The organism is Ramlibacter sp. JJN2-2R, from assembly GCF_057747835.1.
The window spans coordinates 201,557-227,053 of record NZ_CM173226.1 but is presented as its reverse complement, the minus strand read 5'-3'; the positions used below and the strand labels follow the sequence as shown (position 1 = coordinate 227,053).

Annotated in this window: 25 protein-coding genes; 13 read left to right on the top strand and 12 right to left on the bottom strand. The window is 69.8% G+C overall.

Annotated features, from left to right (window positions below):
* The 8 genes from AC3ANR_RS01150 to AC3ANR_RS01115 all read left to right on the top strand — a co-directional run bounded on the left by AC3ANR_RS01150 (position 1) and on the right by AC3ANR_RS01115 (position 11,419).
* Complete coding sequence (locus AC3ANR_RS01150; RefSeq protein ID WP_488290041.1) at positions 1-786, top strand: Stp1/IreP family PP2C-type Ser/Thr phosphatase; 786 nt, start codon at positions 1-3, stop codon at positions 784-786.
* Between the two features lie 46 nt (positions 787-832).
* Entirely contained in the window at positions 833-1,498 is a 666-nt protein-coding gene (locus AC3ANR_RS01145) for an FHA domain-containing protein (RefSeq protein WP_488290040.1), read from the top strand.
* A 49-nt stretch (positions 1,499-1,547) separates the two neighbouring features.
* A complete protein-coding gene (locus AC3ANR_RS01140) occupies positions 1,548-3,797 on the top strand; it encodes a CHASE2 domain-containing protein (RefSeq protein ID WP_488290039.1) in 2,250 nt (749 codons plus the stop codon).
* An 85-nt stretch (positions 3,798-3,882) separates the two neighbouring features.
* Positions 3,883-4,680 carry a 3',5'-cyclic-nucleotide phosphodiesterase gene (locus AC3ANR_RS01135; protein WP_488291858.1) on the top strand — a complete coding sequence of 266 codons (798 nt, stop codon included), beginning with the start codon at positions 3,883-3,885 and terminating at the stop codon, positions 4,678-4,680.
* A 34-nt stretch (positions 4,681-4,714) separates the two neighbouring features.
* Positions 4,715-7,120: a GspE/PulE family protein gene (locus AC3ANR_RS01130; protein ID WP_488290038.1), complete on the top strand. Its 2,406-nt coding sequence runs from the start codon at positions 4,715-4,717 to the stop codon at positions 7,118-7,120.
* A gap of 172 nt (positions 7,121-7,292) precedes the next feature.
* Positions 7,293-7,784, top strand: a complete 492-nt coding sequence (locus AC3ANR_RS01125) for a pilin (RefSeq protein ID WP_488290037.1) — start codon at positions 7,293-7,295, stop codon at positions 7,782-7,784.
* A 220-nt stretch (positions 7,785-8,004) separates the two neighbouring features.
* The gene (locus tag AC3ANR_RS01120; RefSeq protein WP_488290036.1) at positions 8,005-9,762 is read left to right on the top strand and encodes a PglL family O-oligosaccharyltransferase; all 1,758 of its coding nucleotides are present in this window, start codon (positions 8,005-8,007) and stop codon (positions 9,760-9,762) included.
* Positions 9,689-11,419: a PglL family O-oligosaccharyltransferase gene (locus AC3ANR_RS01115; protein ID WP_488290035.1), complete on the top strand. Its 1,731-nt coding sequence runs from the start codon at positions 9,689-9,691 to the stop codon at positions 11,417-11,419. Before AC3ANR_RS01120 ends, AC3ANR_RS01115 begins: the two co-directional genes overlap by 74 nt.
* Here AC3ANR_RS01115 and moaC read toward each other — a convergent pair.
* The gene (moaC, locus tag AC3ANR_RS01110) at positions 11,410-11,898 is read right to left on the bottom strand and encodes a cyclic pyranopterin monophosphate synthase MoaC (protein ID WP_488290034.1); all 489 of its coding nucleotides are present in this window, start codon (positions 11,896-11,898) and stop codon (positions 11,410-11,412) included. The genes AC3ANR_RS01115 and moaC overlap by 10 nt on opposite strands.
* Between moaC and tfpZ the strand changes: the two genes are divergently transcribed.
* A complete protein-coding gene (gene tfpZ, locus AC3ANR_RS01105; protein ID WP_488290033.1) occupies positions 11,897-12,697 on the top strand; it encodes a TfpX/TfpZ family type IV pilin accessory protein in 801 nt (266 codons plus the stop codon). The genes moaC and tfpZ overlap by 2 nt on opposite strands.
* Positions 12,694-14,208 carry a M48 family metalloprotease gene (locus AC3ANR_RS01100; protein WP_488290032.1) on the top strand — a complete coding sequence of 505 codons (1,515 nt, stop codon included), beginning with the start codon at positions 12,694-12,696 and terminating at the stop codon, positions 14,206-14,208. Before tfpZ ends, AC3ANR_RS01100 begins: the two co-directional genes overlap by 4 nt.
* Here the strand turns inward: AC3ANR_RS01100 and AC3ANR_RS01095 are convergent.
* Positions 14,176-14,529, bottom strand: coding sequence for a phage holin family protein (locus AC3ANR_RS01095; protein ID WP_488290031.1), 354 nt, complete (start codon positions 14,527-14,529; stop codon positions 14,176-14,178). The genes AC3ANR_RS01100 and AC3ANR_RS01095 overlap by 33 nt on opposite strands.
* A gap of 70 nt (positions 14,530-14,599) precedes the next feature.
* On the opposite strand from AC3ANR_RS01095, the gene AC3ANR_RS01090 reads away from it, so the two are divergent.
* On the top strand, positions 14,600-15,028 hold the full coding sequence (locus tag AC3ANR_RS01090; RefSeq protein WP_488290030.1) for a DUF3717 domain-containing protein: 429 nt from the start codon (positions 14,600-14,602) through the stop codon (positions 15,026-15,028).
* A complete protein-coding gene (locus tag AC3ANR_RS01085) occupies positions 15,028-15,330 on the top strand; it encodes a putative signal transducing protein (protein ID WP_488290029.1) in 303 nt (100 codons plus the stop codon). Before AC3ANR_RS01090 ends, AC3ANR_RS01085 begins: the two co-directional genes overlap by 1 nt.
* Before the next feature lie 7 nt (positions 15,331-15,337).
* On the opposite strand, the gene AC3ANR_RS01080 is transcribed toward AC3ANR_RS01085, so the two are convergent.
* On the bottom strand, positions 15,338-15,898 hold the full coding sequence (locus AC3ANR_RS01080; RefSeq protein ID WP_488290028.1) for a YaeQ family protein: 561 nt from the start codon (positions 15,896-15,898) through the stop codon (positions 15,338-15,340).
* 8 nt (positions 15,899-15,906) lie between these two features.
* Complete coding sequence (gene purB / locus AC3ANR_RS01075; RefSeq protein ID WP_488290027.1) at positions 15,907-17,286, bottom strand: adenylosuccinate lyase; 1,380 nt, start codon at positions 17,284-17,286, stop codon at positions 15,907-15,909.
* 126 nt (positions 17,287-17,412) lie between these two features.
* Here purB and AC3ANR_RS01070 point away from each other — a divergent pair, with 126 nt between their 5' ends.
* Positions 17,413-18,027 carry a glutathione S-transferase family protein gene (locus tag AC3ANR_RS01070; RefSeq protein WP_488290026.1) on the top strand — a complete coding sequence of 205 codons (615 nt, stop codon included), beginning with the start codon at positions 17,413-17,415 and terminating at the stop codon, positions 18,025-18,027.
* A gap of 9 nt (positions 18,028-18,036) precedes the next feature.
* Here the strand turns inward: AC3ANR_RS01070 and AC3ANR_RS01065 are convergent, their stop codons facing one another.
* The 8 genes from AC3ANR_RS01065 to AC3ANR_RS01030 all read right to left on the bottom strand — a co-directional run bounded on the left by AC3ANR_RS01065 (position 18,037) and on the right by AC3ANR_RS01030 (position 25,363).
* Positions 18,037-18,876 carry an SDR family NAD(P)-dependent oxidoreductase gene (locus AC3ANR_RS01065; protein WP_488290025.1) on the bottom strand — a complete coding sequence of 280 codons (840 nt, stop codon included), beginning with the start codon at positions 18,874-18,876 and terminating at the stop codon, positions 18,037-18,039.
* The gene (locus AC3ANR_RS01060) at positions 18,873-19,400 is read right to left on the bottom strand and encodes a DUF3833 domain-containing protein (protein ID WP_488290024.1); all 528 of its coding nucleotides are present in this window, start codon (positions 19,398-19,400) and stop codon (positions 18,873-18,875) included. The genes AC3ANR_RS01065 and AC3ANR_RS01060 overlap by 4 nt, the downstream gene beginning before the upstream one ends.
* A complete protein-coding gene (locus tag AC3ANR_RS01055; protein WP_488290023.1) occupies positions 19,397-20,659 on the bottom strand; it encodes an MFS transporter in 1,263 nt (420 codons plus the stop codon). The genes AC3ANR_RS01060 and AC3ANR_RS01055 overlap by 4 nt, the downstream gene beginning before the upstream one ends.
* Complete coding sequence (locus tag AC3ANR_RS01050; protein WP_488290022.1) at positions 20,656-21,183, bottom strand: chalcone isomerase family protein; 528 nt, start codon at positions 21,181-21,183, stop codon at positions 20,656-20,658. Before AC3ANR_RS01050 ends, AC3ANR_RS01055 begins: the two co-directional genes overlap by 4 nt.
* A 4-nt stretch (positions 21,184-21,187) precedes the next feature.
* A complete protein-coding gene (locus tag AC3ANR_RS01045; protein ID WP_488290021.1) occupies positions 21,188-22,405 on the bottom strand; it encodes a class I SAM-dependent methyltransferase in 1,218 nt (405 codons plus the stop codon).
* Complete coding sequence (locus tag AC3ANR_RS01040) at positions 22,402-23,154, bottom strand: DUF1365 domain-containing protein (RefSeq protein WP_488290020.1); 753 nt, start codon at positions 23,152-23,154, stop codon at positions 22,402-22,404. The genes AC3ANR_RS01045 and AC3ANR_RS01040 overlap by 4 nt, the downstream gene beginning before the upstream one ends.
* Positions 23,151-24,473, bottom strand: a complete 1,323-nt coding sequence (locus AC3ANR_RS01035; protein ID WP_488290019.1) for an NAD(P)/FAD-dependent oxidoreductase — start codon at positions 24,471-24,473, stop codon at positions 23,151-23,153. The genes AC3ANR_RS01040 and AC3ANR_RS01035 overlap by 4 nt, the downstream gene beginning before the upstream one ends.
* Positions 24,474-24,781: 308 nt before the next feature.
* Entirely contained in the window at positions 24,782-25,363 is a 582-nt protein-coding gene (locus tag AC3ANR_RS01030; protein ID WP_488290018.1) for a glutathione peroxidase, read from the bottom strand.
* Positions 25,364-25,497 lie beyond the last annotated feature (134 nt).

The window sequence follows — 25,497 nt, the reverse complement described above, 5'->3', positions numbered from 1 at the left end:
ATGAATTACGAGTTCTGCTTTCGCACCGACCCGGGTCTCGCGCGCGAGAACAACGAGGACTCGGTCGCCTACGACGAGGCGACCCGCCTCGCCATCCTGGCCGACGGCATGGGGGGCTACAACGCGGGCGAGATCGCCAGCGGCATGGCCACCACCTTCATCAAGTCGGAGCTGGGACGCTGGCTGTCGCAAGCCGGCCGCCAGGCCAACGCCCGCGAAGTGCGCCGCGCGATGGAGATCTGCGTCGACAACGCCAACCGGTCGATCTTCAACGCCGCCAACTCCAATCCGCACTACTCCGGCATGGGGACCACCCTGGTGGTGGGCGTGTTCCAGGACGGGCGCCTGATGCTGGGGCACATCGGCGATTCGCGCTGCTATCGCCTGCGTGGCGACGACCTGGCCCAGATCACGAAGGACCACTCGCTGCTGCAGGAGCAGATGGACGCGGGCCTGATCACCCCCGAGCAGGCGGCGGTGTCCACCAACAAGAACCTGGTCACGCGCGCGCTCGGCGTCGAGGACGCGGTGCTGCTGGAGGTCAACGAGCATCGCGTCGAGCCGGGCGACATCTATCTCATGTGCTCCGACGGGCTGTCGGACATGATCGACGACGAGGCGATCGCCCGCATCCTGCGCGAGGAAGGTTCGCTCGACACCAAGGTGGGCCGGCTGGTGGACGCGGCCAATGCGAACGGGGGGCGTGACAACATTTCGGTGCTATTGGCCCAGGCCGATCTCGAGGCGAAAAAAAAGGGCCTGATTTCCCGTTTGCTGGGAAAATGAGCGGCCATCTTTCGGTCTTGAGAAAAGAAATCAACAGGAGTGGGCCATGCCGAAAATGATCGTGTCGATCGACGGGGTCGTCATCAAGGAAGTGCAGCTGACGAAGGACCGCACGACGCTGGGTCGCCGCCCCTACAACGACATCGTCATCGACAACCTGGCCGTGAGCGGTGAGCACGCGGTCCTGCAGATGACCGGCAACGAGGTGCACCTCGAGGACTTGAACAGCACCAACGGCACCTACATCAACGGCAAGGCGGTCAAGAAGCAGCTGTTGCAGAACAACGACACCGTCGAGATCGGCAAGTACAAGATCAAGTACGTGAACGAGGCGCCCGGCGCCACGTACGAGAAGACCATGATCATGAAGGCGGGCATGGTCCCGCCGCCGGCCGCCGCCCCTGCCGCGGGCGCGGCTGCTTCCCCCGCCGCGGCGGGCGATCTCAGCGGCGTCACCGGCGCCATCAAGGTGCTGTCCGGCGCCGCCGCCGGCCGCGAGGTGCCGCTGGTCAAGGTGGTCACCACCATCGGCAAGCCGGGCGTGGCCGTGGCAGCCATCACCAAGCGCCCGCAAGGTTTCGTCGTCGCGCACGTCGAAGGCGGCAACAAGCCGACGCTGAACGGCGCACCCATCGGCGCCGAGCCGGTCACCCTCAAGAACGGTGACCTGCTGGAGCTGGCCGGCACACAGATGCAGTTCGTCCAGGGCTGAAGGCGCGGGCGCGCGCCTTCGACGAGGGTCTGACGGGATGCGGCCGGGAATGGGCGTGCTCGCAAGACACTGGACGCGCATCGCGGTCACCCTGATTCCGCTGCTGATCGCCCTGCTGCATGCCACGGGCACGATGCCCCTGCGCGCGCTGCAGCGGCTGGACGACGTCCTGTACGACGCCCGCCTGCGGGCGACCATGCCCCGGACGCTCGACCCGCGCATCGTCATCGTCGACATCGACGAGAAGAGCCTGGCCGAGGTGGGCCGCTGGCCGTGGAGCCGCAACCGGCTGGCCGAGCTGAACGACGAACTGTTCGACCGCCAGCACGCCGCGGCGCTCGGCTTCGACGTCGTCTTCCCCGAGCCCGACGACAGCTCGGGCCTCAAGCGCCTGCGCCAGCTGGCCCGAGGCGAGCTGCGGGACCTGGCGGCCTTCACCGATCGCCTCAACCAGCTGGCGCCGACGCTGGATTACGACGGCCTGTTCGCCCGCTCGCTGCAAAAACGCCCGGTCGTGCTGGGCTACTACTTCACCCGCGATGGGGGCGAGCGCACGTCGGGCGTGCTGCCGCCGCCGGTCATGCAGCGGCAGGCCCTGGGCGGCCGCAACCCTGCGTTCGAGAAGTGGACCGGCTACGGCGCGAACATCGAGCAGCTGGCCAGGGCGGCCCCGGGGGCCGGATTCATCAATCCGAGAGTCGACGCCGATGGCGTCATCCGCGCGGTCCCGCTGCTGGCGGCGTACGGGGACGACTTCTACGAACCGCTTGCCCTGGCGATGTTCCGCATGCTGGTCGGTTCGCCGGCCGTGGAGCCCGGTTTCCCGAAAGACAAGCTGACCAGCACGAGCTACGAGGCGCTGGAGAGCGTGGTGCTGCGCCTGGGCAAGAAGAGCCAGGCCCTGCCGGTCGACGACCGGCTGGCGGCCCTGATCCCCTACCGCGGCTACGGCGGCCCCCAGGGCGGATCGTTCCGCTACGTGTCGGCCGCCGACCTGCTCGCCAAGCGCCTGGCGCCGGACACCCTCCAGGGCAAGATCGTGCTGGTCGGCACGACCGCGCCCGGCCTGCAGGACCTGCGCGTGACCCCCGTGGAGGAAAGCTACCCCGGGGTCGAGGCGCATGCGAACCTGATCGCGGGCATGCTGGACGGCAACCTGCCGCTGCGCCCTGCTTACGCCGTCGGCTACGACGTGCTGGTGCTGCTGCTCGCCGGCCTCCTGCTTGCCTTCGTGCTGCCGCTGATCTCGGCCCCGAAGGCGGTCGCCGTCAGCCTGGGCGTGCTGCTCGCGCTGGTCGGCCTGAACCTCTGGCTGTTCCTGGGCGCCGGGCTCGTGATGCCGCTGGCTGCCGGCGTGGCGATGACGCTGACCGCCTTCGCGCTGAACATGAGCTACGGCTACTTCGTCGAGAGCCGCTCCAAGCGCGAACTCGCCAACCTGTTCGGCACCTACGTGCCTCCCGAACTGGTCGACGAGATGGTGAAGGATCCGGACAGCTATTCGATGAAGGCGGCCAACAAGGAGCTGACGGTGATGTTCTGCGACATGCGGGGCTTCACCAAGATGTCCGAGAAGATGGAGCCGGTGCAACTGCAGGAGCTGCTCAACGCGGTCTTCAACCGGCTGACCGACATCATCCGCGCCAACCGGGGCACGATCGACAAGTACATGGGCGACTGCGTGATGGCCTTCTGGGGCGCCCCCGTCGACACGCCGCAGCACGCGCACCTGGCCGTCAAGACGGCGCTGGAGATGTCCAACGCCGTGCGGCGCATCAACGAGGAGCATCGCGCCAAGGGACTGCCGGAGATCGGGGTCGGCATCGGCCTGAACACCGGGATGATGTGCGTGGGCGACATGGGCTCGGAGGTCCGCCGCAGCTACACCGTCATCGGCGATGCGGTCAACCTCGGCTCCCGGCTCGAGGGGCTGTCCAAGACGTATGGCGTGGACATCGTGGTGAGCGAGGCCACCCGCAAGCTGGCTCTGGAGTTCGCCTGGCAGGAGCTGGATCGGGTCCGCGTCAAGGGCAAGGAGCAGGCCGTGGGCATCCACTGGCCGCTCGCGCCCGTCGATCGGCTGGACAAGCCGCAGCACGAGGAGCTCAAGGCCTGGGCCGCCTTCCTCAGGGCGTACCGGTCCCAGGACTGGGACGCATGCGATGCCCTGATGCTCAATCTGCAGCGGATGAATGCCAAGAAATACCTTTACGAGCTGTATTCGGAACGTGTAGCCTCGATGAGGTCGCTGCCCTTCGACCCCGGCTGGGACGGCGCGACCAATTTCGAAACCAAGTGAGCAAAGCCAAGGCATGCCCCCGCACGCCATGCCGCGCCTGCCGCGGCATGGGCGCGCGTGCGCGCGCAACGGCAGGGGGGCGGCGATGAAGGTGCGCGTGCTGGGCTGCTCGGGGGCCATCGCCAGGGACTGCCGCACCACCTCGTTCCTGATCGATGGCGACGTGCTCGTCGACGCTGGCACCGGCGTGGGCGACCTCACGCTGGCGGAGATGGCCGGCATCGGCCACGTGCTCCTGACCCACTCGCACCTGGACCACGTCGCGGCGCTGCCGCTGATGATCGACTCGATCGCCTCGCAGCTCACGCGGCCGGTGCGCATCTACGCGCTGCCCGGCACGATCGCGGCGCTCAAGGCGCACGTGTTCAACAACGTGATCTGGCCCGACTTCAGCCGCATCCCCAGCGCCGAGCAGCCGTTCATCGCCTTCCAGGAGGTCCAGGTCGGCCAGCTGCTCGAGATCGGCGGCAAGGTGATCGAGGTGCTGCCGGCCGTGCACACCGTCCCCGCGGTGGGTTACGCGGTGTCGCGCGCGAACGGCAAGCCCAGCTGGGTGTTCACCGGCGACACCGAGCGCAATCCGGCGTTCTGGCGCCGCGTGAACGCGATGAACGTCGCGGCGCTGGTGATCGAGACCGCGTTCAGCAACCGCGAGAAGGACCTGGCGCGCCGCAGCCTGCACCTGTCGCCGCTGGCGCTGGCCGAGGAACTGGACTGCATCGACAAGGGCAAGTCCTTCCCGATCTACATCACGCACACGAAGCCCGCCGAGACCGACCTGATCATGGCGGAGATCCAGCGCTTCGACCAGACGCAACCGTTCGGCCCGAACGTGTCGCACGACATCCGCTGGCTGCGAGTCGGCCAGGAGTTCGAACTTTGAGCGGCGCACTGCCGACCCGGTCGAGGAGGTCCCCATGAGCGCCGTCCTGAAGCAAGCGCGTGACTCGCAAGCGTTCTTCGATTCGCAGCAACTGCCGCCGGACATGCGCGGCGTCACGTTCGAGGCGCTGTTCTTCCGCCAGCTGCAGCTGGTCACCACTCGCATCCACGAGACGGAGAACATCGACCAGATCATGCTGGAGTCCAGCCAGGACATCTGCAAGCTCCTGAATGCAGACCGGCTGACGCTGTACGCGGTGAGCGAGGACCGCAGCGCGATCATCTCCAAGATCAAGACGGGCCTGAACACCGCCAAGGACCTGAAGCTGCCGATCGGCGCGCAGTCGATCGCCGGCTACGTGGCCTTCACCAAGCAGATGGTGAACATCGCCGACGTCTACGACGACGAGGCGCTCAAGCGCATCCACCCGACCCTCAGTTTCCTCAAGGAGGTGGACAAGCGCTCGGGCTACCGCACCAAGCAGATGATGGTGCTGCCGATCCTGGACGGCGACACGCTGCACGGCGTGCTGCAGGTCATCAACAACAAGAACGACCAGACGTTCGGCGACCTGGAGATCGAAGGCGCCACCCAGCTTTGCAAGACGTTGGCGACGGCCATCCGCCAGCGGATGCAAAAGGAGCTGGAGGGCCAGCGCCGCCGGGCCACGAAGTACGACGGCTTGCTGGCCGACGGCGTGCTCACGCAGGACGAGCTGCAGCGCTGCATCGTCAAGGCGCGCGAGGACGGCAAGCCCGTCGAGCACGTCCTCATGGGCGACTTCCAGATCCGCCCGGCGCAGATCGGCCCCTCGCTCGCCAGGTTCTTCGGCGTGCCCTACGAGCCGTTCAACGCCGGCCGCATCCGCTCCGAGCAGCTGCAGGGGCCGCTCAAGCGCGACTTCGTCGAGGAGCAGGGCTGGATCCCGCTCGAGGAGTCCGCCGACGGCCTGGTGGTGATGTGCATGGATCCCGAGGCGGTGCGCGGCTCGCGCATCGTGCCGCAGGTCTTCCCGCGCATCTCCAGGTTCTCCTACCGCGTCACCACGCAGACCGAATTCGAGGAGACGCTGGCGCAGCTGTACGGCGCCAGCGAGGGCGGCCAGTCCATCGACGAACTGCTGGCGGACCTCAACGCGCCGATCGATGACGAGTCGGATGACGGCAGCCTCGAATCCGCGGCCGCCGACAACGAGCTGGTGAAGTTCGTCAACAAGGTCATCATCGACGCCTACAACCAGCGCTGCTCGGACATCCACATCGAGCCGCTGCCGGGCAAGGCCAAGACCGGCATCCGCTTTCGCATCGACGGCAGCCTGGTGCCCTACATCGAGGTGCCGGCGCACTTCCGCCAGGCGCTGGTCACGCGCCTGAAGATCATGTGCGACCTCGACATCTCCGAGCGCCGCAAGCCGCAGGACGGCAAGATCAAGTTCAGGAAGTACGGCCCGCTCGACATCGAGCTGCGGGTGGCCACCATCCCCTCGGCCGGCGGCGTCGAGGACGTCGTGATGCGCATCCTGGCGGCCGGCGAGCCGATCCCGCTGGACAAGCTGGGCCTGACCACGCACAACCGGGAGCGGCTGGAGAAGACCGTCGGCAAGCCGTACGGCCTGTTCTATGTCTGCGGCCCGACGGGCTCGGGCAAGACGACCACGCTGCACTCGATCCTGAAGTTCCTCAACACGCCGGACACCAAGATCTGGACGGCCGAGGACCCGGTCGAGATCACGCAGAAGGGCCTGCGCCAGGTCCAGGTCAACAAGAAGGCGGGCATCGACTTCGCGCTGGTGATGCGCGCCTTCCTGCGGGCCGACCCGGACATCATCATGGTGGGCGAGTCGCGCGACAAGGAAACGGTGTCCATGGGCATCGAGGCGTCGCTGACCGGCCACCTCGTGTTCTCGACCCTGCACACCAACTCGGCGCCCGAGTCCATCATCCGCCTGCTGGACATGGGCATGGACCCGTTCAACTTCGCCGACGCCCTGCTCGGCATCCTGGCGCAGCGCCTGGCTAAGCGGCTGTGCGAGTGCAAGGAGGCCTACGCGCCCTCGCACGAGGAGCTGCGCAGCTTCATCGCCGAATACTCGCAGGACCTGCGGCACACCGAGCCCTGGAAGGCCGATCCCGGCGGCGAGGCCCAGAAGCTGTACGAAGGCTGGGTCGAGCAATACGGCCCCGAGGGCCAGTTGCGCTTCTACCGCGCCGTCGGTTGCGACAAGTGCGGCAAGACGGGCTACAAGGGGCGCCTGGGCCTGCACGAGCTGCTGGTCGGCGACGACGAGATCAAGAAACTGGTCCAGGAACGCGCCCGGGTCGCGGACATCTTCGTGGCCGCCGTGGGCAACGGCATGCGCACCCTGAAGATGGACGGCATGGAGAAGATCATCATGGGGCTGACGGATCTGAAGCAGGTGCGGTCGGTCTGCATCAAGTAGCGGCTCCGCCGAAGACGTCGCGCTGGACAATGTTGAGCTACAAAATTGTCACTTTTCCTGACGCGTTGCCGCCGAGCGGTCGAGTTGGGGCCGCGAAAGGCGCCCGTCGACGCGTTTCCAGGGCTGGCACGGCCATTGCAGAGCCATCGTGCTTCTCTACTAGGAGGTTCCAATGAAGCGTCAACTGCAAAAGGGTTTCACCCTGATCGAACTGATGATCGTGGTCGCGATCATCGGCATCCTGGCGGCGGTCGCGCTGCCTGCCTACCAGGACTACACGGTCCGCGCCAAGATGTCTGAAGTGATCCTGGCGGCCTCGCAGTGCCGCACCAGCATCACCGAGACCGTGCAGAGCGCCACCAACACCTCGGCGTTCGTCGCCGGCGGCTGGGGCTGCGAGTCTTCCGTGTCGACCTCCCAGTACGTGCGGTCGATCGGTACCAACGGCAACGGTGCCGTCCAGGTCACCCCGCAAAACCTGCCGCAAGTGGGCAACCTGACGGTGGTTCTGGCCCCGGCGAACGCCCTGAGCGCTGGCTCGACCATTGGCCAGTGGCTGTGTGGCCTGGGCGCCGGCAGCGACTCCACCAAGGCGAAGTACCTGCCTGGTTCGTGCCGCGACACGACCGTCTCGACGCAAACCGGTTTCTCGGCGACGAACTAATCGCATCGATGCACGCAGGCCTTGTTGCCTGGGTGCACGAAGACAGGCAAAGGGGCTCGCGAGGGCCCCTTTGTTCTTGGGCGGCAAAAAACGCCAGTTCGAGTTTGATGCGGCGACGTCGCGGGGGCCGTCAATCCAGAGGACAGACCTCTTGCCAATGGCGGCCGTTGCGAATGACCGCCTGAGGCTGTTCCATCCTCGTTGATTCGCCACGACCCGAATGACCACACCCAGCTCGCTCGCGTCCACTTCCGTCAGCGCCGCGATTCGAGGGCTCGCGCAAGTTCTCGTTCCGCGCGCCGCCGGCGCATGCGTGCTCCTGGCGGGAGTGCTGCTGATCGCCAGCGGGATCAATCCCGATCATTTCCCGCCTTGGACCTCGTACCACTCGGAGGCTCCGGCATTCCTGGCGGGACTCCTGCTGCTGCTCGTCCTGGCCCTGCGTGGCGCGAACCGGATGCCCGCGCCGGTGGTCCTCATCCTCGCTCTCCTTGGGATCGCCTGGCTGCAGTTCCTGGCGGGCCTCGTGCGCTATGCAGGCGATGCCTGGGTGGCCAGCGCGTACCTGGCAGTCTTTGCCGCAGCTTGGTGGTGGGGCAGCACCGACCGCTCGGAATCCGAGCAGCACTCGACCCTGGACCTGCTGGTGGGCTGCCTGCTGGCGATGGGACTCCTTGCGACCTTGCAGGCGCTGCTGCAATGGGTGCAGGTCGAGCCCAGCTTCGGCGGCTGGATTTTCGCCCTCAGCGGGACGACCCGCTCGAGCGGCAACCTCGGGCAGCCGAACCAGCTGGCCACGCTGCTGCTCATGTCGATCGCCGCCGGTGCGACATGGATGATCCGCGGTCGCATCGGCCTCGCGGGTGGTTGGGCCTGGCTCCTCGTCACCGGATGGGCCGTGGTCCTCACGCAATCCCGGACGGGCCTGCTGTCGGCGACGTTGATGGCCTGCGGGCTGGTCGGACTCGGCATTTGCAGGCCGGCGATGCGGCGCTGGTCGAAACACGCAATTGCGTGGGTCGTCTTCCTGTTTGTTGCCGCCTGGGTGCTGCAGACAGTTCATTGGGACTTCACCCGGGCGCCGTTGGGCGTGGATGGCATGACCTCCGTGGGGCTGCGCCCCGTCATCTGGCGGCAGATGTTCGCTGCGCTCGGCGAGAGTCCCTGGGTGGGCTACGGGTGGCTGCAGGTCAGTTCCGCCCAACAGGCTGGCGCCCTGCGGTTCCCCGGCGTCGAGCAGATCAACTATGCCCACAACCTGTTGCTCGACGCGGCGGTGATGCTCGGCTTGCCGCTCTTCCTGGCGGTCTTCGGTGCCGCCTTGTACTGGCTTGCGCGGCGCATCCCGCGCCTGGGGGCCGACGACGGCACGGCCGTCGCCGCGCTCTTCATGCTGCTGCCGTTTCTCGTCCATACGCAACTGGAGTTGCCGCACGCCTATGCGTACTTCCTCGTGCCGGCAGGCATCCTGTTCGGTCTGTTCGAGGCACACACGCGCGCGCCGGGTGGTCGGGAACTGCGCGTGCCGCGCTGGCTGGCGGCTGGGGCTGCCGTCGTGGTGGCGCTGACGTTCACCGCCCTGGCGTCGGAATACGCCGCCGTCGAGGAGGACTTCCGCGTCAACCGGTTCGAGAACCGCAATCTCGGGCACACGCCTTTCGGGTACGTCTCTCCGGACCTGCACCTTCTGACGCAGTTCGACGGGCTGCTCCATGCCATGCGCCTGCGCGCGACGCGTGGCATGGCGGCGCAGGACATCGACGTGCTGGTGAGCGCATCTCGCCGCTCCACCTGGGCCCCGCTCGAATTCCGTGCGGCGCTGGCCCTGGCTCTCAACGGCCGTGGCGCGGAGGCCAGGCAACACCTGCTGGTCCTCCAGACACTCTTTCCGGCAGAAACGCTCGATGACGCGAGGGACAATTGGCGGCGACTCCAGCACGACCAATACCCTGAACTGGCCAACGTCCCGTTTCCCTGACGCACGCAGCTTGAACAGTTTCGACCCCGCCGCCAATGCGCGGCGTGACCGCCTGGCCGTCCTGGCCAGCGGGACGCTCGCCGCCATCCCCTGGCTCAACCCCTTCGCCCCCGGCCCATCCGCGGCCGTGCAGCCGTGGCTCGTGAGCTTCGTCTGTGGCGTGCTGCTCTGGTGGCTGGCGATGCAGCGCGGGGCCGGGTTGCGCACCGGACTCGCGGTTTCGGGCTTGGCGCTGCTCGTGGCGGCTGTTGCCATGCATCCGCCCGCCGCGCACGAAGGGCTGGCCTGGCTGGGTGCGCTCCTGGTGATGGTGCTGTGCGCGAGCGCGGCCGACGACGCCGCGCTGTGGCGCGGCATGCGGCTCGGGCTCGTGGCCGCCGCGGCGGGCAGCGTGCTGATCGCGCTGTGCCAATATTTCGGCGTGGCCGCCGGCCTGGCGCCCTGGTTCAGCCCCGCGCACCTGGGCGAGGCCTACGCCAACCTGCGCCAGCCCAATCAGTTCGCGACGCTGTGCGCGATGGGGGCGGCGATCGTCCTGTGGGCTGCGCCGGGCTGGCCGCGAACCGGCCGTATCGCACTGCTCGTGCTGTTGGCGGCCGGCAGCGCGGCCTCGGTGTCGCGCACCGGCCTGTTGCAAGGGGCGGCGCTGGGCGTCCTGGCCGCGCTGTGGCCCGGCGCGCAGCGCAGGGAGCGGCTCGCGTTGTGCCTCGCCGGCGCGATGGCGTATCTCGTCGCTTCCTTCGCCTTGCCGTTCCTGCTCGAGGCCTGGACGGGCGCCGTGCCGCCGCGCACGTTGTGGGGGCGCCTGGGCGGCGCCGCCGACGCGTGCAGCAGCCGTTCGGTGCTGTGGACGAACGTGCTGCACCTGATCGCCCTGCGGCCGTTCACCGGCTGGGGCCTGGGCGAACTCGACTACGCGCATTTCGCGACGCTGTATGCGGGGCCGCGCTTTTGCGACATCCTGGACAACGCACACAACCTGCCGCTGCACCTGGCGGTGGAAGCGGGCCTGCCCCTGGCGCTGCTCGTGTGCGGCGGCGCCGCTTGGTGGACGTTGCGCCAGCGTCCCTGGCGCGAGGCGGATGCGCAGCGCCAGCTGGCGTGGGCGATCGTCGCCGTCCTCGCGCTGCACAGCCTGCTGGAGTACCCGCTGTGGTACGGACCGTTCCAGATCGCGCTCGGCGTGGCAGTGGGGTGGCTGACGCTACGGCCCGCCAGGGAGGCGCCTCGGCGCGCCTTCGCGGCAGCGGTGGTCGCCCCGGTGCTGCTGGCTGCGGCCGGCTATGCGCTGTGGGATTACGCGCGGGTGAGCCAGATCTACCTGCCGCCCGAGCAGCGTCAGGCGGCCTGGCGCGACGACCCGCTCGCACAGGCGCGCCGTTCCTGGCTGTTCGCCAGCCAGACGCGCTTTGCCGAACTGACCCTCAGTGCCACCGAACGGTCGAACGCCTCCTGGGTGTTCGCCACCGCCATGCAGATGCTGCACTACTCACCCGAGCCGCGCGTGATCGAGCGCGCGATCGAGTCGGCATCGCTGCTGGGGCGGGAGCAGGAGGCGATGGGGCTGCTGGCGCGCTACCACGCCGCCTTCCCGCGGGAAGCCGACGCCTGGAGGCAGCGCCAGCGGCTTGCGGCCGGGCGCGGCGGTCAGGACTGAACGAAGCTGCCCGACTTGCCGCCGTGCTTTTCCACCACGCGGATGTCGGTGATGCGCATGCCGCGATCGACGGCCTTGCACATGTCGTAGATCGTCAGCAGGGCGACGTTGACGGCCGTGAGCGCCTCCATCTCCACCCCCGTGGGGCCCACGGTCTCCACGGTCGCCGTGCATCCGACGGCGGGCGCCGCGCCGCCGGCGGGCGGCAGGAGCTCGAAGTCGATCGCGGCGCGCGTCAGGGCGAGCGGGTGGCACAGCGGGATCAGGTCGCTGGTCTTCTTGGCGCCCTGGATGCCGGCGACCCGGGCAATCCCGAGGACATCGCCCTTCTTCGCATGGCCACTCTGGATCAGCTCCAGCGTCCCCGGTAGCATCTCGATCCGGCCCCGCGCGACGGCCACCCGCCGGGTGGCCGGTTTGGCAGCCACGTCCACCATGTGGGCCTGCCCGTGCTGGTCGAAATGAGTGAGTCCGGTCATGCCAACGCCATCCTTGATCTCCAACCATCATACGGGCAGCTTCGAGTGGCGCGACCGCCTGCGCGCGGCGGCCATCCACCTAGCGCTGAGCGCGCTGGTCGCGGGCCTGGCGGCCCTGCTCGTCTTCGCCCTCTGGTACCCGTATCCGTACCGGGAGCTCTCCGGCGGCCGCGAGCTGTTCCTGCTCGTGGTGTCGGTCGACGTCGCGATCGGTCCGCTGATCACGTTCGCCGTCTTCAATCGCGCCAAGCCCGGCGCCGAACTGCGCCGCGACCTGGCGATCGTCGGGCTGCTGCAGATCGCTGCCCTCGCCTACGGCATGTGGACCGTCTACCTCGCGCGGCCGATCCACCTGGTGTTCGAGTACGACCGGTTCCGGGTCGTCCACCTGATCGACGTCCCCCCTGAACTGAAGAGGCAGGCGGCGCCGGAGGTCGACGTCGCGCCCCTCGCCGGACCGACGACGCTCGCGCTGCGGTCGTTCCAGGACGACCGCGAGAAGTTCGAGATGACCATGGCGGCCTTGCAGGGCGTGCAGCTGTCGGCCCGGCCGGAACTTTGGCGGCCCTATGCGACCGAACGCAAGGAAGTGCTTGCCGCCGCCCGCCCAGCCGCCGCCCTGTATGCCCGCTTCCCGCAGCGCAAGTCGCAGATCGAGGCGGCCGTGCAGAAGACGGGCCGCCCCGTGTCGCGACTGGTTTCGCTGCCGGTGATCGGCCGCAAGGCGGACGGCTGGACCGCCCTGCTCGACGGCTCGTCGGCGCAGATCGTCGGCTTCCTGCCGCTGGACTCGTTTTGACCCATCCTCCCCTGCATTGGCGCCGCACCGCCTGTGCCGCCCTGGCGGCCCTGCTGGTCGCGGCCCTGCCCGCGCGCGCGCAACTGCCCACGCTCGGCGACGAAGAGATCAGCACGGCGGCGGAAAAGCGGCTGGGCGACCGCATCGCGCGCGAGATGTACCGCGACCCCGACTACATCGACGACCCGGTGCTGGTGGAGTACGTGCGCGGCATCTGGCAGCCCCTGCTGGACGCGGCCCGCAAGCGCGGGGAGCTCACCGCCGAGCTGGACGAGCGCTTCGCCTGGCAGGTCATGCTGGGCAAGGAGCGGGTGATCAATGCCTTCGCGCTGCCCGGCGGCTGGCTGGGCCTGCAGCTGGGCCTGATCAACGTCACCACCTCGCGCGACGAGATCGCGTCCGTGCTCGCCCACGAGCTGAGCCACGTCACGCAGCGGCACATCTCGCGGCTGATGAACCAGGAAAAGCGCCAGACCCCGCTGGTGATCGCCGGCATGATCCTGGGCGCGATCGCCGCCACCCGCAATCCCCAGGCCGCCAACGCGGTGATCACGGGCACGCAGGCGGCCGCCATCCAGGGCCAGCTGAACTTCTCGCGCGACATGGAGCGCGAGGCCGACCGCGTCGGCTACGGCGTGCTCGCCCAGGCGGGCTTCCAGCCGCGCTCGTTCGTCAGCATGTTCGAGAAACTGCAGCAGTCGTCCCGGCACAACGACAGCGGCTCCTATCCCTACCTGCGCACGCACCCGCTCACGACCGAGCGCATCGCGGAGATGCAGTCGCGCACCCAGCTGGCGCCCAAGGCCGCGCCGGCGCCCGCGCCGGCCGAACTCGAGCACGCGCTCATGACCGGGCGCTCGCGCGTGCTGTCCGCCGCCGGGGTGGACGACCTGCGCGCGCTGCTCGATGAGGCCAACGCGCTGCAGCCCGGCACGGCGCGCCTTCGCCGCGCCGGCGCGCTCTACGCGGGCGCCCTTGCGGCGGCCCGGCTGCGCGACTTCGCCAGGGCCGACACGCTGGCGCAGCGCCTTGCGGCCGAGGTGCAGTCCGACGCCAACGCCGCCCGCCAGGGGCGGCTGCTGGCTGCCGAGGTTGCGCTGGCCGCCGGCCAGCCGGCGCGGGCGCTGGCGGCGCTGGGCGAGGGGGCCGCGACCAGCCCGGCCCGCCCCGAGGCGATGCTGTGGGCGCAGGCGAAGCTCGGCGGCAGCGGGGCGAGCGAAGCCGCCCAGCGGCTGCAGACCTGGGTGGCACTACAGCCGCGCGATGCGATGGGCTGGCAACTGCTGTCGTCGGCCTACGGCGCGCAAGGGCAATCGCTGCGGGCGATCCGAGCCGATGCGGAAGCGCAGGTGGCGCAACTCGATTACGCGGCCGCGGCGGACCGGTTCAAGGCGGCGCAGGAACTGGCGCGGCGTGGCGGCGCGGGCACCGACTACATCGAGGCGTCGATCATCGACACCCGCGCCCGCGAGATCCAGTCACTGCTTCGGGAACAGTCGCTCGAGCGCTGACTCGATCACCACGCCGATGGCCGAGTAGATCAGCGAGCCGACCAGCGCCGCGACGAAGCCGCGGACATGGAAGCCGTCGAGCACGGATGCGGCGGCCCAGAACATCAGGGCGTTGATCACGAACAGGAACAGCCCCAGCGTGAGCACCGTCACCGGCAGCGTCAGCACCACCAGGATCGGGCGCACCACCGTGTTGAACAGGCCGATGACGAAGGCGGCGACCAGCGCGGACGTGAAGCTCTTGACTTCCACGCCATCGTAGACATAGGCGACGAACAGCAGCGCCGCAGCGCTGAGCAGCCACTTCGCAATCAGCTTCATGGCCGCGGAGGATAGCACCGGCGCCGCCCGCCGGCCGCGCGCGGCCGGGCTATCATCCCTGCCCCCTGACATGGCTGGAATCCACATCACCGACATCGAGTCGGCCATCAATTTCTGGCGCGAGCGCAAGCCGTCGCCGGACGGGGTGACGCTCGCGCCGGAGTTGCGCGCGCTGGCCGAGGTGTACGCGTTGATGGTCTTCCACCGCGAGGACGAGGCGGACGAGCGGGGCTTCCCGCCCGCGGCTTACGAAGCGTGGAAGGCCTGGTACGACACGACGCCGGACACGCCCTGCATCGCGATCTGCTCCACCAGCCAGGGCGACGAGGTCTGCAAGGGCTGCGGCCGCACCTTCGAGGAGGTGCAGCTGTGGCCCGAGATGTCGCCGGCCGCCAAGCGCCGCACCTGGCGGCGCATCACGATCGAGGCCGACGCCTGGCGATTCAACCGCTACGCCGAGCGGGCCGCCGAGGGCCCGGCGCCGGACACGCCCGTCTGATGCTGCGGCTCGCGCGCGCCCCGAACATCGCCATCGCGGCGCTCTGGATCGACGCCCTGCGGCAGGCCGGGATCCAGGCGTGCATGCAGCGCTATTTCCTCGGCGCCGCCGCCGGCGAACTGCCGCCGGACCAGTGCCTGCCCGAAGTCTGGCTGGTCGACCGCGAGCAGGAGCCGGCCGCGCGCGACCTGCTGGCGGCGTTGCAGCACATGCCGCAGCGCCGCTGGGCCTGCGCCTGCGGGGAAATCGTGGAGGGCGGGTTCGACAGCTGCTGGAACTGCGGCCGGCCGATGCCGGGCTGAGGCGCCTTCAGCGCCAGCGCACCGGCTCGACGTCGACGCTGCCGCGGTTGCTGGAGAGCAGCAGCGAGCCCTCCTGGATCGTGGCCTGCAGCTGCATCGAGCGCTCGGCCAGGCCGGCGAGCGCCTGCGACGCCTCGGTGGGGATGCGCCACACCGACAGCTTGTCCAGCCGCGTGAGCTTGTCCTGAATGCCGCGCCACCAGACTTCCGCCGCGTGGTGGAAGCAGTAGACGATCACGCGGTCGGCGCGCGAGCAGGCGCGCGCGAGCGGCTTGTCGTCGGGCTGGCCGACCTCGATCCACAGCCGCGTGCGGCCGGTGAAGTCGCGCAGCCACACGTCGGGATCCTCGGGGTCGGACAGGCCGGCGCCGAACGACAGCGTGCCGTCGCCGCCGCAGTCGGACTGCAGCGCATGCGCGTTCAGGGCGAGGGCGACCAGGCGCACCATCATCCGCTCGTCGGTTTCGCTCGGATGGCGCGCGAGCGTCAGCGCGTGGTCGGCGTAGTAGCCGTGGTCGATGTCGGCCACGGCGAGCTGCGCCTTGAAGACGGTGGACTTGAGGGCCAAGGCGCCGCCTACACGCGCCGGGCGAGGTCGGCCGCCATGCCCACGTAGCTGGCCGGCGTCATGGCCAGCAGGCGATCGCGCTCGTCCTGCGGAATGTCCAGCGAGCGGACCAGCGCATGCAGGTCCTCGGCGCGCACCGTCTTGCCGCGGGTGACTTCCTTGAGCTTCTCGTACGCGCCCTGCACGCCATAGCGCCGCATCACGGTCTGGATCGGTTCGGCCAGCACCTCCCAGGCGCCGTCGAGGTCGGCGGCCAGCGCCTCGCGATTGAGCTCGAGCTTGGCCAGCCCGATGCCCATGGAGTGGTAGGCCAGCGTGGCATAGCCCAGGGCCACGCCCATGTTGCGCAGCACGGTGGAATCGGTCAGGTCACGCTGCCAGCGCGAGATGGGCAGCTTCTCCGACAGGTGCCGCAGCAGCGCGTTGGACAGGCCCAGGTTGCCCTCGGCGTTCTCGAAGTCGATCGGGTTGACCTTGTGCGGCATGGTCGAGGAGCCCACCTCGCCTTCGCGCAGCCGTTGCTTGAAGTAGCCCAGGCTCACATAGCCCCACACGTCGCGCGCCCAGTCCACCAGGATGGTGTTCGCCCGCGCGATGGCGTCGAACAGTTCGGCCATGTAGTCGTGCGGCTCGATCTGGATGCTGTACGGCTGGAAGGTCAGGCCCAGGCCGAGCGGCTCGGGCGTCTCCACGACCTTGCGGCTGAACGCCTCCCAGTCGAAGCCGGGACAGGCCGCCACGTGGGCGTTGTAGTTGCCGACCGCGCCGTTCATCTTGCCCAGCAGCCGGACGCCGGCGATGCGCTCGCGCGCACCCGCGAGTCGCACCACGACGTTGGCGATCTCCTTGCCCACGGTGGTGGGGCTGGCGGTCTGGCCGTGCGTGCGGCTGAGCATCGGCACGTCGGCGTACGCGTGCGCCATCTCGCGCATGCGGGCGATCACCGCGTCGAGGCCGGGCAGCAGCACCTGGTCGCGCGCGCCCTTGAGCTGCAGCGCGTGGCTGGTGTTGTTGATGTCCTCGCTGGTGCACGCGAAGTGCACGAACTCGCTGGCCGCGCGCAATTCGGGACGGGCCTCGAACTTGGACTTGATCCAGTATTCGACCGCCTTGACGTCGTGGTTGGTCGTCTTCTCGATCTCCTTGATCGCCAGCGCGTCGGCCTCGGAGAAGTTCTTGCTCAACCCGAGCAGGTAGGTGCGCGCGCCGGGCGACAGCGGCTTGAACTGCGGGAAGCCGGCGTCCGACAGCGCGATGAACCAGCACACTTCCACCTGCACGCGGCGGTGCATGTAGCCCTGCTCGCTCATGAGGGGGCGAAGCGGGGCGAGCCGGGCGGCGTAGCGGCCGTCCAGCGGCGACAGGGCGGAAATGGTGGAAAGAGACATCGTCGAACGCGATTGTAGGGGGCGCTTCCGAGGGGAATCGGCGGCTCGGACATGTAGCAGGTGTGCCACAGCGGCACAATCGCTTCCCCCTAGAATCGTTCCGTGCACCACAACACGAAGAGTCCCATGAAGCTGATCGGAGCCGTGACCAGCCCCTACGTGCGCAAGGTGCGCATCGTGATGGCCGAGAAGAAGCTGGACTATCAGTTCGTGCAGGAGGACGTCTGGGCGGCCGACACCACCATCGCCGAGTCCAATCCGCTGGGCAAGGTGCCCTGCCTGGTGATGGAGGGCGGCGAGGCGCTGTTCGACTCGCGCGTCATCGTCGAGTACCTCGACACGCTGTCGCCGGTGGGCAAGCTCATCCCCGCCGTGGGCCGCGAGCGGGCGGAAGTCAAGACCTGGGAGGCGCTGGCCGATGGCGTGCTGGACGCGCTCATCCTGGCGCGCCTCGAAGCCAACTGGGCCGGCCGCAGCAAGACGCAGCGCTGCCAGCCCTGGATCGACCGCCAGCTCGGCAAGACGCAGGCGAGCCTGAAGGCGATGAGCCAGGGCCTGGGCGACAAGCCGTTCTGTGCCGGCATCCACCTGAGCCTGGCCGACATCGCGGTGGGATGCGCGCTCGGTTACCTCGACTTCCGCTTCCCCGACATCGACTGGCGCACGCCATATCCCAACCTGGCCAAGCTGCACGAGAAGCTGATGCAGCGCCCGAGCTTCCAGGACAGCATGCCGGCCTGAGGCCGGGCACTACAGCCCGGTGAAGCGGCGCACCACGCGCTGGTACAGCGCGAACGGCAGCAGCCGCAGCAGCTTCATCACCCGGGTGAAGCGCTTGGGAAAGTGGATCTCGAAATCGCCGCGCGCCCAGCCGCGCAGGATCGCCTGCGCCGCGGCGTCGGGCGTCATCAGCGCCGGCATGCGGAAGTCGTTCTGCGCCGTCAGCGGGGTCTCCACGAACCCGGGGTTGATGATGCTCACCCCGAGGCCTTCCTCGTGCAGGTCCAGGAACAGGGTTTCGGCCAGCGCGATGAGGGCGGCCTTGGTCGGGCCGTAGGCCAGGCTCTTGGGCAGCCCGCGGTAGCCGGCCACGCTGCCGACCAGCGCCAGGTGGCCATGGCCCAGCGCCCGCACGGACGGCAGCACGGCGTCGAGCACGTGCAGCGCGCCGACATAGTTGACCTGCTGGTGCTTGAGCAGCTCCGGCAGCGACCAGGTGGCCGCGCGCATGGGGCGATAGTGCCCCGCGCAGTAGACGACAACGTCGAGCGCGCCGCCTTGCAGGACAGCCGCCGCCGCCTCGTGCACGCCGGTGGAGTCGGTGACGTCCATCGCCACGGCGGTGCTGCCCGGGTGCTCGGCGCGGAACGCCGCCAGCCGATCCTGCTGCCGTGCCGACACGATCACCTGCGCGCCGTGGGCGTGCAATGCATGCGCGAGCGCCCTGCCGATGCCGCTGGACGCCCCGACCACCCAGACGCGCCGGCCCGCCCAGTCGCGCAGCGGCGGGTTGAGCCAGGGGCGCCGGGCGCCCGCTTCGGGCGGCGCGGCGGGGACCGGCGTGGGGGCCCGCAGGCTGCCGTCGGTCATGGCTTGCGAAACGCCAGCGTCACGTCGCCCACGTGGATGCCCAGCTTGCTCATGGCCGCGCGATTGAGCAGCACGCGCTCGTCCATCAGCACCATCCAGTCGTCCAGCTGCACCTCCCAGACGCGGCCGTCGACCGGCAGCGCCAGCGTGTACCGCCAGCGCAGCGTGTTGCCGGCCTGCTCGCCCACCGCCTCGCCCACCACGTCGTCGGCACGGCCGATGTAGCGGCCCGGGGCGACGCGCGTCACCCGCCAGACGCGGCGCTGGCGGGTTCCGTCCGAATAGGTGAAGTCCTCGTCGAGGATGCCCTCGTCGCCCTGCCAGCGGCAGTCCATGCGCACGGTGAATCGCTTGACGATGGCGCCGGCGCGGTCGGTGAACATGCCCCAGGCGTCCACCCGGCCGTCGAAGTAGCGGCGCAGGTCGAGTTCGGGCCGCTCGTTGGCATAGCGGGCCGGCGGCGGGGTCGCGCAGCCGGCCAGCAGCACCGCGCCGGCGGCGCCCAGGATCGTGCGACGGTTCATGGGGCTTCTCCCTGTTTGATGACCAATCCATGCAGCGCCGCCGCGGCGACGAGCTTCAGCGCGCAGGGCAGCAGGCAGTAGGCGAGCGACAGCGCGGCCAGCGCCTGCTCGCCGCGCTGGCCGGGGGCGTAGCCCGCCAGTTGCAGCGCCGGCAAGGCGAGTCCGGCCGCCAGCGCCAGATTGAGCTTGGCCGCGAGGTTCCACCAGCCGAAGTAGGCGCCGTCGTGGCGGCCGCGGTGCCCGGCGGCACCGATCACGCCGGCCAGCAGCGCCGACGGCAAGGCCAGGTCGGTGCCCAGCGCGATGCCGGACGCGGCGCAGATCACGAAGAAGGCGCCGGTGTCGCCCGCGCGCAGAGCGAAGGCGAACACGAACGCGGCCATGGCCAGCACCATGCCGAGCAGCCAGGTGCGGGCCAGGCCGAGCCGGCGGACCAGCAGCAGCCACGCCGGCACGGACGCCGCGGCGCAGAGGAAGTAGGTGCCCAGGAACGCGGGCTCGAGGGCCGCCGGCGCCTGCAGGCGGTCCTGCACGAAGAACAGCACCAGCGTCGCGGGCACCGCGCTGGCGATGCCATTGACGACGAACACCGCCAGCAGGCGGCGGAACACCGGGTTACGCAAGGGCAGCAGCAGCGAGGCCGCGGGCCTGGCTGCTTCGACCTGGGCATCCGGCCGCGGCGAACCGGCCCAGGCGCTCCACGCGATCGCGAGCAACAGGGCCAGCAGCAGCGCCATGCCCGGCAGGCCGATCGCCGACGGCGCCGCCGCCGCCACCAGCACGCCGACCAGGGCCAGCGCCTCGCGCGTGCCGGTGATGCGGCTGCGCTGCACCTCGTCACCGCCCAGCCGGGCGCCCCAGGCCTGGTGTGCCACGCTGGCGGCGCTGTAGCCCAGGTAGGTGATGGCGAGCATGGCCGCGGCCCAGCCGAGCAGCGCGCCCGGCGCGCGCACCGGCGGCAGGAACAGCGCCGCAAAGCCCAGCGCCAGCAGCGCCGCGCCGCCGGCGGCCACGCGCAGCACGGCCGCCGCCGAGCGCTCCTGCAGGCGGTCGATCCAGCGGCCGATCCAGGGATCGGCCAGCGCGTCGAGCACGCGGGTGGCGAGCAGCACCCCGCCCAGCGCCGCCAGCGGCACGCCGAACGCGCGCGCGTAGTGGTTGGGCAGCAGCACGTACAGCGGCAGCGCGGCGAACGCGAGTGGCAATCCCAGCAGCCCGTAGCGCGCCAGGTCGGTGCGGCTCAACGCGGCGCCGGTCATGGCGCGGTCCCGGCGAGCAGGGCCTCGCGCAGCGCCGGCTCGGACGTGGCCGGCCCCAGCCAGATGGCGAAGAAGCGGCGCGAGAACTCCGCGTCGTCGATGCGGCCCAGCGGCCGGCCTTGGTGGAAGAACTCGGCGCCCTGGCCGGGCCGATGCACGCCGAGCAGCCGGTCGCCCGGCGTCACGTCGGGCAGCAGGTTGCGCAGGCTGGTCTCCCAACGCTGGGCCAGCGCCGGCTCGAGGGCGCCGGCGCGTTGCATCTCCTGCAGCGACCGGCGCGCGATGTCGGCCGCCTTGAAACTGCGCTCGTACTCGAGCTCGATCGCCAGCGGCACGTTGCCCAGCAGGGATTGGCGAAAGCCCGGCGCCACCCACAGGCGCGCCTGGTAGACGCGCAACCCCAGGAACGTGAAGCTTGCGGTGCCGGCGGCCACCGCGTCCGGCAGTGGCGGGGCCGTGGTCTGCGCCAGGCCGGCCGACGCGAGCAGCGGCAGCACCAGCGCGAGGGGGGCCAGGACACGCATGCGTTCAGCCCTTGCGCAGGGTGTATTGCACGACGCCGATGCTGCCCTGGTCGAAAGCGGCCTCGCAATAGGCGAGGTAGAACTCCCACAGGCGCACGAACTCCTCGTCGAAGCCGAGCTGCAGCACGCGCGCGCGCTGGTCCAGGAACGCATGGCGCCAGCGCCGGAGGGTCTCGGCATAGTCGGGGCCGAACGGCAGTTCGTCGACGACCTCCAGGCCCGCCGCCTGCGCCGCCTTGCGGAATTCGGCGGGACAGGGCAGGCAGCCGCCGGGAAAGATGTACTGCTGGATGAAATCGGTCGAGCGGATGTAGCGCGGCCACAGTGCGTCGTCGATCACGATGCTCTGGATGCAGGCGCGGCCGCCCTTCCTGAGCAGGCGGGCTACGGTGTCGAAATACGCCGGCCAGTACTCGCGCCCGACCGCCTCCACCATCTCGATGGAGCAGACCGCGTCGTACGGACCATCGTCGATGGCGCGGTAGTCCTGCAGCCGCAGGTCCGCGGCGTGCGCCACGCCGAGGGCGGCCAGCCGCGACCGGGCAAAGGCCAGCTGCTCGGTCGACAACGTGACGCCGGTGACATGGGCGCCGAATTGCGTCGCGGCCATCTCCGCCAGCGCGCCCCAGCCGCAACCGATCTCGAGCACTCGGTGGCCCGGGCGCACGCCCGCCATGCGCAGGGCGCGGCGGACCTTGGCATGCTGCGCCTCGCGCATCGGCCGGCTCAGGTCGCCCTCGAACCAGGCCGACGAGTAGTTCATCGTGTCGTCCAGCCACAGTCCGTAGAACGCATTGCCCAGGTCATAGTGGGCGTGGATGTTCTTGCGGCTGCCCGATCGCGTGTTCCGTCGCAGCAGGTGGCGCAGCCGGTACAGCAGTCGCCCCGCCCAATGGCCGTAGATCACGTCCTCGACCTGCTGGCGGTTGCGCAGGATCACCTGCAGCAGGTCGGCCAGGCTCGGCGTGGACCAGTCGCCCGCGATGTAGCTCTCCGCGAAGCCGATGTCGCCCGCACGCAGCGCGGCGGTGCAGGCATTCCAGTTGCGCAGCTGCATCGCGGCGTGCGGGCCGTGCTGCGAGCCGAAGCGGTGCACGGTGCCATCGGGCAGTTGCACGGAGAGCGAGCCATGCACCAGCCCCTGCAGCAGGCGCAGGGCCTGGCGGGCGGCGGCCGGCGCCTCGGCAGGCAGGAACAACTCGGGGGCGAGGGTTGTCGTCATGGGCGGGTCACGAAGGCGCCGGGCGCGGCGGGTTTGCGGAAGAACGGCACGCGCCGGGCCGCCAGCCGCAGCGCCTGCCAGTGGATGCGGGCGATCACGCCGGCGGTCAGGAGCGGGTGGCGCCAGAGTCCGCGGCGGGCGCTGCGCGCCGTGAGGAGCTCGAGCTCGCCGCTGACGCTGGTCTGCAGCAGTGGTCCATCGGCATCGTCGTAGTCGATGCGCACCACCGTGCGGTCGCGCGCGGGCGTGAAGAGGAAGCGGAACCGGTAGCCGCCCTCGACGGGGCAGAAGGGCGAGACGTGGAACACCTTTGCGGCCCGCTGCTCGCGGCCGAACGCCGGGGCGTCCAGCAGGTAGCAGTGGCGTTCGCCGAACGTGTTGTTCACCTCGACCACGATCGCGCGCAGGCTGTCGTCGGCGCGGTGGCAATACCAGAAGCTCACCGGCTTGAAGGTGTAGCCGAGCACGCGCGGATAGCAGTGCAGCCAGATCTCGCCGTCGGCGTCGCGGATGCCCTCGGCGCGCAGCAGTTCCTCGATCCAGTCGAGCGCGTTGGCCCGGCCGTCCCCGTGGTCCGCGTCCCAGAAGCTCAGGGCGCCACCGCGGTTGTGGCGCAACGGCGTCGCCGCGCCCGCGTGCAGGGTGCGCATGGGCAGCAGCAGGAACAGGGTGGGGTAGGCGAAGGCGTGCCGCACCGGGCGCAGCCGCGTGTGGCGCACCTGGCCGGTGCCGATCATCGGCATGTTCATGCCGCGATCTCCTGCGCGGCGGCGTCCAGGGACGGGGCGCAGCGCAAGTCGGCCCGCAGCCGGCGCGCCGCGGCCAGGCCCGACTTCAGCCCGTCTTCGTGGAACCCGTAGCCGGTCCACGCGCCGCAGAAGTAGGTGTGGCGGTGGCCCTGCAGTGCCGGCACCTGCGCCTGCGCGGCGATGGCCGATCCGTCGAAGACGGGGTGGGCGTACTCGAACTCGGCCAGCACCGAGGCCGGCGCGATGTCGCGCACCGGATTGAGCGAGACCAGCACCGGCTGCGCCCACGGCAGCGGCTGCAGCCGGTTGAGCAGGTAGTGCAGGCAGACGCGCCCGGCCGGCTCGCCGGCGGCCGCGCCTTCATAGTTCCAGGCCGCCCAGGCCGCGCGCCGCCGCGGAAGCACGCCGACGTCGGTGTGCAGGACGGCGCGATTGGGCTGGTAGCGGATCGCGCCCAGGACGGCCTGTTCGGCCGGGCTGGCGTCCAGCAGCAGCGACAGTGCCTGGTCCGGATGCGTGGCGATCACCAGCCGGTCGAAACTCTCCCAGCCGCGGTCGCTGCAGACGCGCACGCCGTGCGGCTCGCGCTGCACCCAGCGTACCGGCGAGCCGAGGCGCTTGTCCGGGACGCCGGCCAGGATCTTGTCCACGTACTGCCGGGCGCCGCCGGCCACCGTCCACCACTGCGGTCGGTTGGCCACCTGCAGCAAGCCATGGTTGTGGCAAAAGCGGATCATGGTGGCGACCGGGAACCGCAGCATCTGGTCGGTCGGGCAGCTCCAGATGCAGCCGAGCATCGGCAGCAGGTACCAGTCGCGGAACTCGGCGCCGAAGGCGTGCGTTCGCAGGAAATCGGCCAGCGGCTGCAGCAGCTGGGCTTCGCTGCCCTGCCGGGCGAGGCGGGTGGTCAGCGCATTGAAGCGCAGCAGGTCGCGCAGCATGCCCCAGAAGGGCCGCCGCACGAGGTTGGAGCGCTGGGCGAACACGGACGCCAGGCTGCTGCCGCTCCACTCCAGCGCGGCCCGGCCGTGCGCCGCTGGCACCTGGACCGAGAACGACATGTCCGACTTGGCCGTCGGCACACCCAGCTCTGCGAACAGCTGGATCAGCTGCGGGTAGGTGCGCTCGTTGAAGACCAGGAAGCCGGTGTCGACGCCGTGCGTGACCGGGCCATGGCGGCCCGGCAGCGTGACGTCGACCGTGTGCGTGTGGCCGCCGAACCAGGGGCCGGCTTCGAAGACCGTGAGATCGGCCGCCCCGCGCAGCTCGTGCGCGGCAGCCAGGCCGGCGATGCCCGAGCCGATGATCGCGACCTTCACGCCGCGCCCCGGCCGGCCCGCTCAGGCCGGAAAGAAAAATGCTGCGAAGCGCCCCGGAACGAAGGAGGGAGGGAGGGAGGAGGAGAAGAGTCGCCCCGGGATTGCATCCGGGCCCCGGAGGGCCGGCGGAAGACTTCGCAGCAGTAACCGTGTTCTGTCGGGGTCGTGCCCCGTGCCCCTATGGACACGGGCAACCGGTCGGTGGTTCCCTGCGTCGTGGGGTCGTCTCGGTAAAGTTTTGTGAGCACGAGCAGCCGAATGAACTGATTGGTTCAATATCCTACCAACCAGTTCACGCGGCTGCAAGCTCAGCGCGCGGCGAGCAATTTCTCGATCTGGGCGATGAACGCCTTGTCGTCGGGCGTGGTGAGGCTGGCGTACTGGGCGACCGGGGTGCCGTCGCGCGCCACCAGGTACTTGTGGAAGTTCCACAGCGGCTGGCGGCCGGTGCGCGCCGCCAGTTCCCGGAACAGCGGATTGGCGTCGCGGCCGCGCACGCTGCTCTTGGCGAACATCGGGAACTTGACGCCGAAGGTGTTCTCGCAGAAGTCGGCAATGTCCTTGTTGCTGCCGCTCTCCTGCGCGAAATCGTTGGAGGGGAACCCCAGCACCACCAGGCCCCGGTCCCGGTAGCGGCTGTAGAGATCCTCCAGGCCCTTGTACTGCGGGGTGAAGCCGCAGTAGCTGGCGGTGTTGACGATCAGCAGCACCTTGCCGCTGTACTGGCACAGCGATTGCGGCTTCTCGTCCTGCAACCGGGGGTAGGTCTGGTTCAACAGGGCCGGGCAAGCCGCGGTGGCGGTCGGGGCCGGGCCGTCGGCATGGGCCGGCACGGCCAGCGCAGCCAGTGCGGCCACCAGGGCCGGCCCGGCAAGCAGGGAGCGAAGCATGGTCACCTCCAGCGGGAATCGGCCCATTCTCGGCGACGCGGGCGGACTCCGCCTGGATCGGAGAGCGACCTCGTTCACCGCTGGGTCTCACGGGCCTGGCGGCCGAGCCAGCGGCGCCGTTGCGCCAGGGTCTG

Coding starts and splice junctions, on each gene's coding strand:
- AC3ANR_RS01150 (WP_488290041.1), top strand. CDS start 1: ATGAATTACGAGTTCTGCTTTCGCACCGACCCGGGTCTCGCGCGCGAG.
- AC3ANR_RS01145 (WP_488290040.1), top strand. CDS start 833: ATGCCGAAAATGATCGTGTCGATCGACGGGGTCGTCATCAAGGAAGTG.
- AC3ANR_RS01140 (WP_488290039.1), top strand. CDS start 1,548: ATGGGCGTGCTCGCAAGACACTGGACGCGCATCGCGGTCACCCTGATT.
- AC3ANR_RS01135 (WP_488291858.1), top strand. CDS start 3,883: ATGAAGGTGCGCGTGCTGGGCTGCTCGGGGGCCATCGCCAGGGACTGC.
- AC3ANR_RS01130 (WP_488290038.1), top strand. CDS start 4,715: ATGAGCGCCGTCCTGAAGCAAGCGCGTGACTCGCAAGCGTTCTTCGAT.
- AC3ANR_RS01125 (WP_488290037.1), top strand. CDS start 7,293: ATGAAGCGTCAACTGCAAAAGGGTTTCACCCTGATCGAACTGATGATC.
- AC3ANR_RS01120 (WP_488290036.1), top strand. CDS start 8,005: ATGACCACACCCAGCTCGCTCGCGTCCACTTCCGTCAGCGCCGCGATT.
- AC3ANR_RS01115 (WP_488290035.1), top strand. CDS start 9,689: ATGACGCGAGGGACAATTGGCGGCGACTCCAGCACGACCAATACCCTG.
- tfpZ (WP_488290033.1), top strand. CDS start 11,897: ATGCCAACGCCATCCTTGATCTCCAACCATCATACGGGCAGCTTCGAG.
- moaC (WP_488290034.1), bottom strand. CDS start 11,898: ATGACCGGACTCACTCATTTCGACCAGCACGGGCAGGCCCACATGGTG.
- AC3ANR_RS01095 (WP_488290031.1), bottom strand. CDS start 14,529: ATGAAGCTGATTGCGAAGTGGCTGCTCAGCGCTGCGGCGCTGCTGTTC.
- AC3ANR_RS01090 (WP_488290030.1), top strand. CDS start 14,600: ATGGCTGGAATCCACATCACCGACATCGAGTCGGCCATCAATTTCTGG.
- AC3ANR_RS01085 (WP_488290029.1), top strand. CDS start 15,028: ATGCTGCGGCTCGCGCGCGCCCCGAACATCGCCATCGCGGCGCTCTGG.
- purB (WP_488290027.1), bottom strand. CDS start 17,286: ATGTCTCTTTCCACCATTTCCGCCCTGTCGCCGCTGGACGGCCGCTAC.
- AC3ANR_RS01070 (WP_488290026.1), top strand. CDS start 17,413: ATGAAGCTGATCGGAGCCGTGACCAGCCCCTACGTGCGCAAGGTGCGC.
- AC3ANR_RS01065 (WP_488290025.1), bottom strand. CDS start 18,876: ATGACCGACGGCAGCCTGCGGGCCCCCACGCCGGTCCCCGCCGCGCCG.
- AC3ANR_RS01060 (WP_488290024.1), bottom strand. CDS start 19,400: ATGAACCGTCGCACGATCCTGGGCGCCGCCGGCGCGGTGCTGCTGGCC.
- AC3ANR_RS01055 (WP_488290023.1), bottom strand. CDS start 20,659: ATGACCGGCGCCGCGTTGAGCCGCACCGACCTGGCGCGCTACGGGCTG.
- AC3ANR_RS01050 (WP_488290022.1), bottom strand. CDS start 21,183: ATGCGTGTCCTGGCCCCCCTCGCGCTGGTGCTGCCGCTGCTCGCGTCG.
- AC3ANR_RS01045 (WP_488290021.1), bottom strand. CDS start 22,405: ATGACGACAACCCTCGCCCCCGAGTTGTTCCTGCCTGCCGAGGCGCCG.
- AC3ANR_RS01040 (WP_488290020.1), bottom strand. CDS start 23,154: ATGAACATGCCGATGATCGGCACCGGCCAGGTGCGCCACACGCGGCTG.
- AC3ANR_RS01030 (WP_488290018.1), bottom strand. CDS start 25,363: ATGCTTCGCTCCCTGCTTGCCGGGCCGGCCCTGGTGGCCGCACTGGCT.